The organism is Denitratisoma sp. (assembly GCA_032027165.1).
In the GTDB taxonomy this organism is placed as follows: domain Bacteria; phylum Pseudomonadota; class Gammaproteobacteria; order Burkholderiales; family Rhodocyclaceae; genus Desulfobacillus.
Genome location: JAVSMO010000001.1, coordinates 1,287,837 through 1,302,280 on the forward strand (window position 1 = coordinate 1,287,837; position 14,444 = coordinate 1,302,280).

Annotated in this window: 4 protein-coding genes and 2 pseudogenes; all 6 read right to left on the minus strand. The window is 68.3% G+C overall.

Going from position 1 to position 14,444, the window contains the following annotated elements; translation table 11 throughout:
* Positions 1–2: 2 nt before the first annotated feature.
* Positions 3–1,130 (minus strand): cell division protein ZipA C-terminal FtsZ-binding domain-containing protein, encoded by a 1,128-nt coding sequence (locus tag ROZ00_06395; GenBank protein MDT3735834.1) that lies wholly within the window; start codon positions 1,128–1,130, stop codon positions 3–5.
* A 13-nt stretch (positions 1,131–1,143) separates the two neighbouring features.
* Positions 1,144–5,028 (minus strand): annotated as a pseudogene (smc, locus tag ROZ00_06400) (chromosome segregation protein SMC).
* Between the two features lie 932 nt (positions 5,029–5,960).
* Positions 5,961–11,000 (minus strand): annotated as a pseudogene (locus ROZ00_06405) (chemotaxis response regulator protein-glutamate methylesterase).
* Positions 10,993–11,565, minus strand: coding sequence for a chemotaxis protein CheD (locus tag ROZ00_06410; protein MDT3735835.1), 573 nt, complete (start codon positions 11,563–11,565; stop codon positions 10,993–10,995). The pseudogene ROZ00_06405 and the gene ROZ00_06410 overlap by 8 nt, the downstream one beginning before the upstream one ends.
* Entirely contained in the window at positions 11,562–12,389 is an 828-nt protein-coding gene (locus ROZ00_06415) for a protein-glutamate O-methyltransferase CheR (protein MDT3735836.1), read from the minus strand. Before ROZ00_06415 ends, ROZ00_06410 begins: the two co-directional genes overlap by 4 nt.
* Positions 12,390–12,409: 20 nt before the next feature.
* Positions 12,410–14,362 carry a nitrate- and nitrite sensing domain-containing protein gene (locus tag ROZ00_06420; GenBank protein ID MDT3735837.1) on the minus strand — a complete coding sequence of 651 codons (1,953 nt, stop codon included), beginning with the start codon at positions 14,360–14,362 and terminating at the stop codon, positions 12,410–12,412.
* Between the last annotated feature and the right edge of the window lie 82 nt (positions 14,363–14,444).

The window sequence follows — 14,444 nt, forward strand, 5'->3', positions numbered from 1 at the left end:
GGTCAGGAGAAGAGGCGCAGCGCCTGCGTTCCGCCGGCGGTCAGGCCCTGTCCCGCCATGCGCTGCTCGATCTCGACGATCTTGTCGTGGATGAGGGCCAGCGCGCTGTCAGGCAGGGGCGCGCGGTTGTCGTCGACCAGCGAGCCGCCGAGGCTGATGGCGAACTGCTTGGCCAGCACGATCATGCTGTCGTAGACGCGCGGTCCGCCGAGGACGCGCGGCACGTCCAGGGTGAGCGTGATGCCGTGGGTGGCGAACGACTTCAGTTCCTCGGCGGCGAACGGCGCCGCCTCGAGGTTGGAGAGGGTGTAGAGCGTGGTGCCGTTGTCGTCGACGGCGTGGAACATGCCGTCCTCGCGCAGGACCATGCCGGCCGCCTCGGCGAGCCCGCGCAGCTTGGTGCCGGCAAACGGCGCGCCGCTGGCGACGACATTGACGCCGATCTGGATGTCGACGCCGGCGCAGAAGCGGTCGATCTCGGCCGCGCGCGCCAGCACGTCGTTGCGCACCGGCAGGTCGGCCACGGCAAGGAATTCGTCGGCGAGCCGCTGCACGCCGTTGAAGAAAAGGGTCAGCTCGGAATCCGTCAGCGGGCCGCGCCGGTCGGCCAGTTGCAGCGCCGCGCGCAAGCGGCGGTAATCGCCGACGCCATTGGCCGTCAGCCGCTCCCAGGTGCCGGTGCGCTCGTTGAGGCCGCACCAGGCGAGCGGCCGGGTCAGCTTGCCCATGGCCTGGTGCTGGGCCTGCCACAAATAGGGTCCGCCGATCGGTTCGGCCGACTCGAAGCGGACAATGCAATCGATGGCCGGATCGGCCAACTCCTCCGGCGGCTCCGCCGCAGTCTGCATGCCTTGCAGGTCGGCCGGTGCTTCGCTGCCGGACACTGCGGCCATCGGCTCGCCCATGTCGCCCTGTGCCGGCTGGATGCCGGGTTCGAGGCGTTCCGCAGCCGCCTCGCCGGAGGCGGGAGGCTCGGCCTGCTTTCGGCCGAGCAGGACATCCGGATGGTCGCCGCGGAAAACCCGGTCGGCCAGCATGCGGTGCTTGCGTTCCTGCCACTTGTTGTAGGCGAACACGCCTCCCACCAGGACGATGCCCAGGCCGATCAGTGAGAGTTGCAGGTCGCTCATGTCTGTACCCCGCTCAGGCCGGCACGGCTTCGTCGCTCATGCGCAGCGCTTCCTCGATATCGACCTCGACGACGCGCGAGACGCCCTGCTCCTGCATGGTGACGCCGACCAGCTGGCGCGCCATCTCCATGGTGATCTTGTTGTGCGTGATGAAGAGGAACTGCGTCTGCGCCGACATGCGCTTGACCATCTCGCAGAAACGCTCGGTATTGCTGTCGTCGAGCGGCGCATCGACCTCGTCGAGCATGCAGAACGGCGCCGGATTGAGCTGGAACATCGAAAACACCAGGGCGATCGCGGTCAGCGCCTTCTCGCCGCCGGAAAGCAGGTGAATGGTGCTGTTCTTCTTGCCGGGCGGCTGCGCCATGACCTGGATGCCGGAGTCGAGGATCTCTTCGCCGGTGAGGATCAGCTTGGCCTCGCCGCCGCCGAAGAGCTGCGGGAAGAGGATGCCGAACTGGCGGTTGACGTTGTTGTAGGTATCCTGCAGCTGCTCGCGCGTCTCGCGGTCGATGCGGCGGATGGCGTCTTCCAGCGTGTTGATGGCCTGGGTCAGGTCCTCGGTCTGGCTGTCGAGGAAACCCTTGCGTTCGCGTGAAGTGTTCAGTTCGTCGAGGGCGGCGAGGTTCACCGGGCCGAGCGCCTCGATCTCGGCGCCGAGGCGCGCGATGTCGCCGGCCAGGAGCGGCTCCTTCACCTCGCGCGTCAGTTCCGGCGACAGTTCCTCCTCGTTGGCATTGGCCTCGGCGAGACGGGCCGAAAACTGCTCCTCGTTGAGCTGGGCAGCCTGCTCCTTCAGGCGCAGGTCGCTTATGCGATCGCGCAACGGGTTCAGGCCCTGCTCGGTCTTCAGGCGCGCTTCCTCGAGCTGGCGCAACTCGGTGGCGGCGCCTTCCAGCGCATCGCGGTGGCTCGCCAGCGTGCTCTCGCAGCCCTGGCGCGCCGCCAGGGCCTGCTGCAACTGCTGCTCGGTCGCGCCCTCGCTGATGGATTCGCTCTCCTGGCGGCGTGCGGCCGTCTCGCCGGTGATGCGCTCGACCTGCTCCCGCGCGACTTCGCGCGAGCGGCCGATCTCTTCCAGTTTCCCTGCGCACTCGCGCTCGGCAAAGCGCGATTCCTGCAGTTCGCGCGAGAGCGCCTGCTCGACGGTGCGCTGTTCGCGCAGGGCGGCATCGCGCTTGTGGCTTTCCTCGATCGCCGCCTCCAGCTTGGCGCGCAGTTCCTGCACGACGGAAGTCAGTCGCGCCACCTCGCCGTCGGCCAGCTGCCGGCGGCTGCGCTCTGTTTCCTCGCCGGTGTTGATTTCATTCAGGTCGGCATTGATCTGCGCAATGCGGGCCTCGTAGCGCTGCACCGCCTCGCCCAGCTTGACCGCTTCGACCTGGGCGGCATGCGCCGACTGCTGCAGCTCCTGCGCCTCGCGCTGCGCCTCGGCAAGGTGGCCGCGATGTTCGGCCAGGCCGGACTCGGCCGCCGCCAGCGTCGCCGCGGCAATTTGCGCCTCGTCCTCGAGGCCGATGCATTCGGCGTCGAGCTGCTCGATCTCGCGCTGGCGCTCGATGACGCCATGGGTGCGCGCCTCGGGAACATAAAGCACGAAGCTGTGGCGCGAGACGACGTGGCCGGCCTGGCTTACCCACAGGCGTCCGCCGGGCAGGCCGGCGCGGCGTGCCGCCAATCCGGCCAGATCGTTCGCCACATAGACGCCGGACAGCCACTCGGTGAGGGCGGCTTCCCAGCGCGGGTCGCTGCAGCGGACCTTGTCGCGCAGCGGCGTGTCGGCATCGAGCCCGGTGGTCTCGCCTGCCGAGGCGACGTCGCTGGCGAAGACCAGCGCCAGGGTCGCCGGCGGCGGATCGGCCAGCACGCGCTCGGCGGTCGGCTGGTCTACGCCGGCGAGCGCACCGAGGCGTTCGCGCAGCACGGCTTCCAGCGCCGTCTCCCAGCCCGGCTCGACCTTCAGGCTGGACCAGATCGGCTCGGCGGCATCGAGGCCGTGGCGCTTCAGCCAGTCGCCCAGCTTGCCTTCCTGTTGGACGCGGCTTTGCAATTGTTTGAGGGCGTCGCGGCGGGCGCGCGCCTCGGTCAGGCGCTTTTGCGCGCTGGCCTGGGTTTCGGCCGCCTCGCGCCGCTGTGCCTCGTGCTCGGGCAGGCGCCGCTGCAGTTCCTCGACGCGGCTGCGCCTGGCCTCGACTTGCGTGCCAAGTTCGGCGACACGGGCCTGCAGGGCCGCCAGCGCGGCGGCGTCGGGCTGCTCGATCTGGCCGCGTTCGGCCTCCAGCCGGCCGCGGCGCTGGCCCAGCGCATCAAGGGTCTTGTCGGCGTGGCTCTTGTGCGCTTCCTCGACGCGCAGGCCCTGTTCGGCCTGGGCCAGCTCCCGGCGCAGGGCCTGGGCCGTTTCCTCGGCCGCCTTGAGGGCGCTCTCCGCCTCGGGCAGGCGGGCGGCGGCCTCGGCGTGGCGCGCCGCGGCACCCTGCACGCGCTGCGCGGCATTCTCCAGCAACTCCTTCCAGCGCGCTTCGTCGCGGTCGAGCGTTTCCGACTGGCCGCGCCAGTGGCTGTCCTCGGCCTCCAACTGGGCGAGGCGCGACTCGACCTTCTGGCGCAGGTCGCGCAGGTGGCTGAGTTCGGATTCCAGCCGCGCCACCTCGGCATTGGCGGCGAACATCTCGCTTTGTGCGCCATGCAGCGCATCGCTGGCCGCATAGTGGGCGCTGCGCGCCGTCTCGACGCGGGCTTCCAGGTCGCGCAGGCTGGCCGTCTCGGCCTCCAGCCTGGTGACGGACTGCTCGACGTTGCGCGCCAGCTTCTCGCGCTGGTCGCGCGCCTCGTTGCGCTTGTAGAGCCAGAGCAGGTTCTGCCGGCGCGTCAGCTGGGCGTGCAGCTCGTGGTACTGCTTCGCCACCTCGGCCTGGCCTTCCAGCTTTTCGATCTGATTGCCCAGCTCGTTGCGGATGTCCTCGACGCGGGCGAGGTTCTCGCGGGCGTCGGAGAGGCGGTTCTCCGTCTCGCGGCGGCGCTCCTTGTATTTGGTCACCCCCGCCGCTTCCTCGAGGAAGAAGCGCAACTCCTCCGGCTTGGCCTCGATGATGCGCGAGATCATGCCCTGCTCGATGATGGCGTAGGCGCGCGGGCCCAGGCCGGTGCCCATGAAGAGGTCGATCACGTCGCGCCGGCGGACGTGCATGTTGTTGATGTAGTAGGAGGACTCGCCGTCGCGGTCGAGCACGCGCTTTACGGCGATCTCGGCGTACTGCGACCACTGGCCGCTGGCGCGGCCCTGGCTGTTGTCGAAATGCAGCTCGACGCTGGCGCGGCCGACGGGCTTGCGCTGGCCGGAACCGTTGAAGATGACGTCCTGCATGGACTCGCCGCGCAGGGCGGTGGCCTTGGATTCGCCGAGCACCCAGCGCACGGCGTCGATCACGTTGGATTTGCCGCAGCCGTTGKGKCYSWYMWMSMCMWCKWGSKGRMCSKSSSKMARKRSRKRSSKCGSSKCRRSGRWKKKSKTGMWYMYRRYAMSWTYYWSSYYRSTYAMWCSSAMSYCWCMGRMRKSYCTKYYWWWSYTKSGRAAMGYCKYGAAAYSKWTSCCRMKCCGSAGSSGKYKSGGKRCTWMYWRWWYCAYMTKSRMMWYYCRSWMYKMACCYRCCKKYRYSCSWWSMMMRSMYWSSMRRAKYYYKSMAMCCTKKYSCWMKMYKRMRYYSSSGMRSGRMYMYSYGWYKMACWKRRRARYYYSRRRMTYYACSTSYSKTYSYYCSRMRACSRGRSMGCCKKMYWYSRSSMCSYYRSYRMYCGMWTMCWYKMCGRMMYGGMCMWGSSKMSMMSKSMRSRSYYYRWRSSYCTRMSKSYSRWSYTYYMSSWRCGMGGGSGMMTTYYMMSMRSSSKKSWSSMRSMRCAYCSYMRRMRASSYKGSMAASSSSASCCGRMSGYSSWYCWYGMSSCYKWYSSSSMRSWKYYRMRTRCSCGSKRGMMKYTWMWCSRSRRKSRKKKCGSRMMMCYKSWMSARRSGCKKGAAAYSGCAGCCGWWGGYMKMSMTCGWCRSCYWKCCKKCGCRSTYSMAKMYSCKCWWGMYGCKMRYCRSSRWSYMSWKSSSGMMSCYKRTSMWSKCGCKKRRMWKSKCMRSSGTYRGSRTSRWYSGYMRGCSMGCCTTSSYGCYTYYMKYKKCYMMKSMKKMGCGSYMSMKYMKCMWGGYSRWCRSCRMYGMYMKSSSYKRSSKSMYSSWGSSKSMGSKKRMKMKSYMGRYSYKSCKKRYKRMCKYYYYKGTMMASKSYSYRRYSKYSRWKCRSMRYGGYCMKSMSMRSCGCSRRKMKYTSYSGSMSRRYKYSRGCRYYGMMKMYSTCKMTMTKRMRRWTGMMSKCMTSSSKWMRKTSWYSGMKMYCGMWKCGSWSSGGYMCKKCMWGSCSSSSMWRWTKSYSRRSRWRCYYRWSSAKYSSMYCSGKCYMTAYRRRMMKTRSSKKCRKSYSRYCSYYYMKSGSKWSCGSMKCGSYSSSKTRMYKMAKSCCYGCYCRRWKRRCRWMRMKSSSCRWYSMGYCKCSYKGKSSWKMCAGRYSKWWKSKSCGGCWSRSMMSSYYKSRRYYKYKGCGSSSMSCMYYRRYKMRGCSMKGMYSSRWGMMSRKMRCKYGGCGAWSMGSYYSRWWSKSKKSMSMKWYKTMKTCRSCKSYWCSKWRSKCKKSWRYCYKKRCGGCRRCSRCSMRTKCSGCKWGRWSSSRMGMMRGRMGCKWSGCGRMRRGKYMRMRRCRMWRYMSYTKYYKCSKCMKSYCTYCYKKSYTYKSCKGTSMKKMMKSMASMKSSSYMYKCCRMYTGRWSMSMCKWMRRAYGYKWCRSGSYWKRTYAAYKSMWWRWTSMYWRWCRYCRMYTKSYYCMWGSYTWTYMYKKTSMYYYWKSMRMAKYKSTSMYYYWRYYSKMMWYCCYKCRAMWRKYKSRKRMWKWMWWAAKKMMTYRWTGMCRMRCMKYAMTKKSKSSAMKSWYWTYWYWWKCSSSKTKSCGAMSKYKYRRSYYKGTCSKMAWTSSSGCWMSAWSSSSGKMWRGMMMARARGMMWMRWKGCCGYRMCSTMSYSRYSSSRYTSMYKYYWYRMRMGGKKYKCCSMCCGSKSAGGMMGSWSSRRRMYSRSSMWCKRKMGYCSRYTGSCMSRSWRSCRMAGKSSMSSKAAYCYCGSCRKCMSKTKSCYGSSATKSAMGRTYCGSMCYYCRGSGMKGRMSCMSSMKGCMYMSMMASWRRMGKCSAYKSSYMKSSTKYYGCMGSCMRSSSMATMCYKGMSGSMRTTGRMSRKSAKTKMSKWYMSSRMCWKCRSSRCYGGMMCCSSMTSCRWCKMSASAAWCRGCRASSMGKRKSSKYWTKCMGMSRGSRCSWYASYKGMSRKCMKKGWMKRYMWSWWSGTTYMSMMSCWSSSMGMSMSGMWSCGMAYSMGAYYSSASARYYMSMMMSSRSSSGRYGCMKWSMGRSSSKRCRKCMSMKGCRMYMYGGSYMYGCWYYRMRSYTKSCMMGCWSSSRSSGMCRSWRSGRRMGMGAKMKCMGRRYKCSMSMCGGCMMRMTGSCGMRSSRSSCYGSWSMCSMYSYRCMRKSKSYWCKYKMTGCRSYKRKSCASYWSCSGCRSCMRGRMRKSGMGCKRSRYCYSGAKSSSCKMSRKCMRRYKSKSSYMGSMSRSCKKKCRMKCSSTGMWGKCYKYKSWWRWTSCKGYSAYSMRCYKCYCRCMCSWSGSSWYCKCGMKRSGMMWMGAGCGYSYCGATMYSSWGCKSMKCKSYCMRYYYGSSMKCSGKRWKSKSMWYKSRAWYTYCKSCSRCCMSSMSSTCWSCYSYYGCSKSYWSSRSMGGAARRSASCGTSSYSMTMYSSARSRMWSMTCYYCAYMMSGSCKYCGKRWKCGGMATWSGMYSTYYSCCGKSMCMGACSKMWSMYMCKSYCGRWRGCSSSRKWRRGSWMMRYSRTSYKCCSRWMSRMYSMTSMKCRCARCSRSTWSGYSWYSSKCATMKKCYSKSYSMMKKGRMARASCRWRYASMCSSYSKMRRSSSKRRTKSMKRKMRMSKRYRKSSYCWKCSKCMGMTSRGMRMMRMYMGYMRGSMTCGCYSRYCKKCYCSSSSRRYGGRWRMWSMRKSYMRYSSSMKTSRMCGSKARTRCSYRGCSSKTSYWSSSYCKGYGYCRSMWSGSRMMCRAWYRCCAKRRYCSSCSGSSSSSSCCSSCSSSSRRKRMKCRSRYSSWYSGCWYYGMYYSMKMMKRCGSSSSSRTKYYKMGSMYGGTSMSGCSARGMRMCYSMWYMYCMKWRYMSSCSKRSMMSSYCRMYSCRSMGGMRKYSSMYGSKMSKMTSSSSWWMWTYYSSSGGYCGRAKRTSKASRMYGGYMMSRSGRMRMRMYYSMTCYYCYGYRKMGCSSTRMRRMMWYWRYSSWKYKSCSKKMKCSSCKMSKRYRGSGMRWYTTKCMGGGTSSRMRRYGTWYMMSGSMWCCRKSGCMSGCKMRRYSTCSKKYSGSGMRCKKMGKWRMKWSMMKTYKKSYCSSAKSGYSWMMKRSARRGYGKCYYSYWSGKYSMRYRSCGWTTCMGSCMWSMSKCGSCSGCSAWGCRKSGSKWCGRKRMSGYSGWYSMKMSMAWKSSSGWYSCMGGKYSMMWYRRAMWSYKGCSSYYYSKKCMRMYGCYGRWWSSGSCCRRACRSSKYSKCSRYGYASKKCRWSKMKRMKSCGGMSCMKYKSWMGSSCRMKRMSRRKMCMCKYKMRCYSCYSYSSTYSSKGCAGCCGMTGGMARKGKSYGMMCWRYYKSKCKKCGYMSTKMAYKTCSARKCSKKSSCSRKYRKSKYKYMCRWRRMAKMSWSSWWMRSSGYYSTSYYKSCRKCMGCCKRYRGSMMKKYSTSSMYKRWSRCSYKYMSCYGYSWRSWYSSMKGCGYKKSYGMSMRKGYWTYSMRWRMCRWMSKSSAMAWSRKKYKYRKSKCSATCSGCYYSCWGSSSRTYYYCSWKSGWGACMYGCRSSWSMSKKSRMGSMKGYSSKYGWKCMRGTSSMYCRWGMRCMGRRYSSSACWYCRKRYKCRGGYYRAWYRGYYCMSYGMKKMYKTCYYKGCGYRACMCKYGSRRYWSKYCKMSMRSRKMSTSGMWMARSYSKYSMWYSCGCRSRGYSGCRCKCSSRRKKCGKGSKMAAYRGWMYAGCKRWWSSSTYYYRGYKCMMSSYTYGMWKYKCTSMKCYRSCRSRYKSGCWMRRCCRYYSWTYSCKCSMRKMSGSSSKYSYRSSTSRYGRKCWMCGSMWYRGCYKRMKKSYKCYMGKTSMCRKYYYKRTTSRYKSMGMYGMMRYGKGYGMTCSKSCMCMSTTYGYYCYRRWRSGGSGWKMTGCYKRMSSWYYYCCRSMWCGGCYYGCYWKYSYTYKKYSRSMTCMKYRKTKMKSCSSRCSAWWKSSGKSMKSMTSSSMRGKTSKKCCWRAWSKSGKSRRAWRCYGMCKCYSKCYCMRRRCSGSWCSYCAKKMTKKYKSSRGSKCRGCMRWTCGCCKCKYCMYKSSCGKMSSSRKYSGWKKSYGWRMMWWWTSTMKTSRMAWAYYSMMTCCKGCYYYMSGCMKSRSYKMWSRMYRSCGRSASSGSGSYMWRYYSSMYCKYCMSGSRMRWWKYSSGYMRYWYCYSMWMRYKYTKYMKKRRYWYMTKCRMWYCKGCSKYCMKYWKSSGWRAKYMSMRCYSRMWCYGGKYKRYSMTSSMSYSSMAGGSMRARKYKRSSYRWCMSMTCYYSKCGMKYSMGSRRWWSCYGCKSMKCSKSKSSCRYTKSSCGMMWGYMRAKSWCGWKCTGGYYGRCSMYRSYKKCSWMRRCSGRSSSRMGMTSYSCRRKCKSRTSGMRMGMRSGAMMGYMRYYRSSMMYRKCRMGYYSMSCRMSYSSARMTKRMSYRSWKKYYSMCKSSMKTKSCSYYMRSSSKYSKMSGATYCSSMSGYRRRKGRYRMGSMGRWCSSKWMYSMSCRMYMSMRARTCSASSWWSCSGMRYKKKACMRSWYKTTCMSYRGCKTSCYGSYSKSCYTKSYMSSMTTYYSMYSYRMSRGMWSCKGYSMKSSCRKCCKSCSSMKSCMGWWKSSMSKYTSSSSSATSRKRSMGMTMKYYSMSSMSMGKYYTKSSGKCMWKGCCRCSMTYTYSATSCSMYRSMMCCTGYCSSSSYASYCYRSGSAGKSMRTYGSYYSKYYSRSCSRKSMSRGMKAKRTSYSSMKSSRRSYYYKMKSSCRMGKSYSMSMYYKMRMWRSCMKKMMCSYYKCSGCMKKRMTSCRSKGRSTSARYCRSYKCRWSCWGCCGGKCMMRWTWRKYRYSGMKGSSAYSCCSMKCSYGYKYGWCAYSSYSRWSWMGMCGWRMYGYCWSKKSRYSRRKSCGSTSRSYSMSMSRRMRSMRRMWRYCRGKMASAWTTWYYWSSSSRGCSWYGSMCSSMRTRKYCGRCAYRGCCRKRYCSRSSWSATGCCAKKYSSSSASRMMGSKSARCRSYMKKRMASCRAWARKCWSRWRGAAYKYCTYSYYSRSSRWCRGWCGCAWKRRSCRGCRSWRYSRSMYSCKGSTYMYGSSMWGSMSRRWSWAMSSRRWMSRSWMWWSSAYMWRYRRKCKCRWKSWRCGMSYSSKWSKCKWRSMKWCGCWTGRRSSASYKSKMTGGSSYRMWGSKKCYKGKCWKSWKAWTGYMSCRWMKYRRSRMRAYSATAWKCSWTMKSSMKCWKSGAKYSRRWSKCKTGSCYWSGSKKKRSCGWSKYSGCKRSGGYMRMKMKSMKKSKMWKCKKAYKRYCKCRYCGKARRKCKRKCMKARKSCWWRWSYYSSATSSRYYSMRYCGMGTKYCMYSGSSKYSYYSKGSMKGCSRYRGWCGMYRYYRSKCGMMKCGKMCKRYSYCRCSGKRKAKSYGSCSGMRKSSWRSAYTTCSWTCMGSCSSSSCGMGYYKYMSYSSCYCMTKCSGSWYRYSRTRRMSSMCRYKGCKYKCYTSSYSSYGMRCYWCGSYRYMGRSSSSRRCAKCRYRYMKWYYSWKSRRSSSKSGCGMKYSRYCRKSGSYCMKKCSRSYMMYKMKRMSKMSYAYSKSKYTCTTRYMSRCRWMYWKMKSYRYCGAGSGGAACAGCACATCGACTGAGGGACGGTGGCGATTGACCAGGGGTCCGTCGACCACCTCGACGTAGTACTGCGCGCCGCTGCGCTTGAGCAGCATGTGGCGTCCGCCCGGGGCGATCAGCGCCCGTCCGGGCACGACGCGGTCGTTGTTCTGCGCTTCGCGCACTTCCATTTGCGAAAGAGAGTTCAGCCGCGCCGCGAACGAGGCGGTGAACTTCTCCGGCATGTGCTGGACGACGACGATGCCGGGCGCCGTGCGCGGCAGGCCGGTCAGCACCACCTCCAGCGCCTGGGTGCCGCCGGTCGAGGTGCCGATGGCGATGATGCGTTCGGTCGTCTGCTTCAGCGCGTGCTCCGCTTTGGGCAGGATCACGTCCGCATTCAGCTTGGGCGCGACCGGGGCGGCAGCGGGTGCGCTGCCGTTGCTCCGCCTGACCCGGGCACTGGCGGCTGCCTTGACGGCATGCACCAGTTCGGCGGCCGAATCCTCCATCAGGAAGCGCCGCACGCCGATGCCCGGCTTGGTCACCACGCCGATGGCGCCGGCCGCCAGCGCCTCCATGGTCGTCTCGGCGCCCTTCTCGGTGAGCGAGGAGCAGATCACCACCGGCGTCGGACGCTCGGCCATGATCTTCTTCAGGAAAGTGATGCCGTCCATGCGCGGCATCTCGATGTCGAGGACGATCACGTCCGGCCAGCGCTTGTTCATCTTGTCGAGGGCGAAGATCGGGTCGGAGGCGACCCCGAAGATTTCCATGCCGGGATCGCCGCCCAGCACCTCGGAGACGACCTGGCGCACGACCGCCGAATCGTCGACGATGAAGACGCCAACCTTTGAACCGTTCTTAAGCATTCACCGTTCCCCGCGCAGGTTCGCTCCGGCCGGGATCGAAGCACGCATCGCGAATCTCGCAGTCGCCGCACGCCGCCGCCACGTTCTGCGAAAACTTCTTCACCCAGACATGCCCGCTCCAGATGTCGAAGACCACCGTGCGATGGCCGATGCCGCCCAGGTCGGACGCTTTCGCCCGCACGCCATGGCTGTGCAGCAGCTGCCTGCCGAAGGCGGCATTCTTCTGGCCGATGTGGTCCTGCCGACAGCGTTTCTGGGACGGGAACATGTTGCCGCCGCCGAACATCTTTACCTCGTACTCGTGCAGCGCCGTGCCGCTTTTCTCGATTTCGCGCAGCAGCAGCCAGAACGCCTCGTCCGCGTATTTCCCGTCCGGGCTGGACTGGCGGCGGGCGGCGCGTTCCGGCAGCATGTAATGGCACATGCCGCCGATGAGCAGCCCGGGATGCCACAAGGTGATCGAGACGCAGGAGCCGAGCAGCGTGCGCATCCGCGTCTGCCGGTCGCCGAAATACCACTCCCCCGGCTGCAGGAACACCTCGATGACGTGGGGCGGCTTTCTCATGGCTTGCGGTAGATCGACGGCGCCACCACCTGCAGGTCGTCGCAGACGCCGTTGAGGCTTTCCGAGTGGCCGATCAGGAGGTGGCCGCCCGGCTTGATCGCCGCCATCAGGCGCTGCACCACCTTGCGCTTGGTCTCGACGTCGAAATAGATCATCACGTTGCGCAGGAAGACCACGTCGAACTCGCCCAGCCGGGGCAGCTGCTCGTTCAGGTTGACCTGCCTGAAGTCGATCTTGCCCCGCAACCGCTTGTCGATCATGAAGAAGCCCTCCTGCCGCCCGACGCCCTTCAGGCAATAGGCCCGCAGGTAATCCTGCGGAATGTGCTCCGTCCGCTCCATCGCGTAATGCCCGTTCCGGGCACGCTCCAGGACGCGCGTGCTGATGTCCGAGGCGACGATCTCCCAGGGCGCTTCGCGCAGGCAATCGGCCAGCAGCATGGCGATGCTGTAGGGCTCCTCGCCGCTCGAGCAGGCCGCGCTCCAGACGCGGAAGGCGCTGCCGGGCCGCCGCGCCGGCAGGATGCGCGAGCGCAGGAACTCGAAATGCTTCGGCTCGCGGAAAAAATAGGTTTCGTTGGTGGTGAGCAGGTCGATGGCGATCTGCAGCTCCTGCGGCTCGCGACCGCTGGTGAGCAGCTGGAAATAGTCGCCGTAGCTGTCGAGCCGGTGGTGCTTGATGCGCTTGGCCAGCCGGCCGCAGACCAGGGCCTTCTTGGCCGGCGACAGGCTGATGCCCGCCAGGCGGTAGAGTAGGCCCTGGAACTGCGAGAACTCACTGTCGAGGAGGCGGAATCCCGCCTCCTTTCTTTCATTCGAAGCCATCGCCATCGCTTGCATGAGTCTCAGGCCACCATGGCGAAATCGCCGACCTTGAGCTTGCCGCCTTCCCTGCGCGCAGCCTTCGCCGTGCGCGCGGACGCCGGTTCGCCGGTCTTGAAGAACGACATGACCTGCTGCAGCTGCTCGGCCTGGCTGCTCATCTCCTCGGCGGTGGCCGCCAGCTCCTCCGAGGCGGAGGCGTTCTGCTGCGTGGTCTGGTTGAGCTGGCTCATGGCGGTGTTGATCTGGCCGACGCCGGCGGACTGTTCCTCGGAGGCGGCGGTGATCTCCTGCACCAGGTCGGAGGTCTTGCGAATCGACGGCACGATCTCGTCGAGCAGCTTGCCGGCCTTCTCGGCCAGGGCGACGCTGCCCTTGGCCACCTCGCCGATCTCCTGCGCGGCGACCTGGCTGCGCTCGGCCAGCTTCCTCACCTCGGCGGCGACGACGGCGAAGCCCTTGCCGTGCTCGCCGGCACGCGCCGCCTCGATGGCGGCATTCAGCGCCAGCAGGTTGGTCTGGTAGGCGATGTCGTCGATGATGCCGATCTTCTCGGCGATGCTCTTCATCGCCGAGACGGTCTGGCCGACGGCTTCGCCGCCCTCGCCGGCCTCCTTGGCGGCCTTCGAGGCCATGCCGTCGGTCACCTTGGCGTTCTCGGTGTTCTGGCTGATCGAGGCGCTCATCTGCTCGATCGAGGCGCTGGCCTCCTCGACGCTGGCGGCCTGCTCGCTCGAGCCCTGGCTCAGCGACTGCGCCGTCGCGCTGACCTCTTCCGAGGCGCTCGACAGGTTGTCGGCCGCGCTGCGCACCTCGGTGATGATCTGCGAGAGCTTCTCGACCATGTTCTTCATCGCCTCCAGCAGCTTGCCGGTCTCGTCGCGCGAGGTGACCTCGATGCGAACCGCCAGGTCGCCCTCGGCCAGCCGGTTGGCCACCGAGACCGCCTCGTTCAGCGGCCGGGTGATGCCGCGTACGATCAGGAAGGCCAGCAACGCCGAGAGAAACAGGGCAACCGCCGCGATGACCGTGAACGCCATCATGGCGATGCTAGCCTCGCTTTTCAGCTTGCCGGAGGTTGCGATCAGGTCTCCCGCAAGACGATCCTCGACTTCCTTCAGCAGGTCGATTTTTGACGTCATCGTCTTGAACCAGCGGTCGGCTTCGACGCCGAAGTTCCCCACGCTCGCCCGCTCGATGGCCACCGCCTTCATGGCGTCGACATCCGCCACCTCCCTGGCGGCCATCTTCTTCATGAAGAACTCCTTCTGCCCGGCGTCGGCGAACGACTGGAATACCGCCAGATAAGCCTGTTGCTGCGCACTGTTGGCAAGAAACCTGTTGAAGGCGCCCGGCTCGAACCGGTTTGCGGCGAAGGCATTGGTCAGCAATGCGCGCTCGACGCCGTTGCGCTCCTTGGCCTGAAGCAGATTGGCATAGGCCGAAGCGCCGACCGCTGCAGTGCCGTTCTTGCTCAGCGTGCCGATTCTTCCTGCCGCGACGAGGAAGGCGCCGATTGTTTTGGTGTAGTAGGAGACCGCCTCGGCGCCGGCAATGTCCAGCGCACTGACCGCCTCGCGCTTGCCCTTGAGCTGGGCAAGCCCGCCTCTTCCCGCCTCGAGATCCTCTTTCAGCCCGGCAAAGGCGGACAAATCGAATTCCTTCAGCTGGGCTTCCATCTCGCCGATGCTCCGGTCCGTCGCCGGCCGTTGCAATGACAGCTCGGTTGCGAATTTCTCGCCCTTGCTGCCGATGAAACCGGCCGACATGCCGCGCTCCTTCTGCATTTCATGTGCGACATTGCCGACTTTTACGGCGAGTTGCGCGAGCTGCTCGAGCCGCGCCATGTCATCCTTGGCAGCCGCCTTCTCGCTCATTCCCGCAACGGCGAAATAGAGCAAGGCAGCCAGCGGGATGGCCAGCATCAGCACGAGCTTGCGGCTGATACGCATATTGCTTAAGAGTTTCATCTTCATCTCGGTATCCTCCCTCTCTCTATTGCCGGGTTGTCGCTACATTGCCGCAGGAACGGCGCGGGGGCGTTTTGTTTTTGCTGGC

Coding starts and splice junctions, on each gene's coding strand:
- ROZ00_06420 (MDT3735837.1), bottom strand. CDS start 14,362: ATGAAGATGAAACTCTTAAGCAATATGCGTATCAGCCGCAAGCTCGTG.
- ROZ00_06395 (MDT3735834.1), bottom strand. CDS start 1,130: ATGAGCGACCTGCAACTCTCACTGATCGGCCTGGGCATCGTCCTGGTG.
- ROZ00_06415 (MDT3735836.1), bottom strand. CDS start 12,389: ATGGCTTCGAATGAAAGAAAGGAGGCGGGATTCCGCCTCCTCGACAGT.
- ROZ00_06410 (MDT3735835.1), bottom strand. CDS start 11,565: ATGAGAAAGCCGCCCCACGTCATCGAGGTGTTCCTGCAGCCGGGGGAG.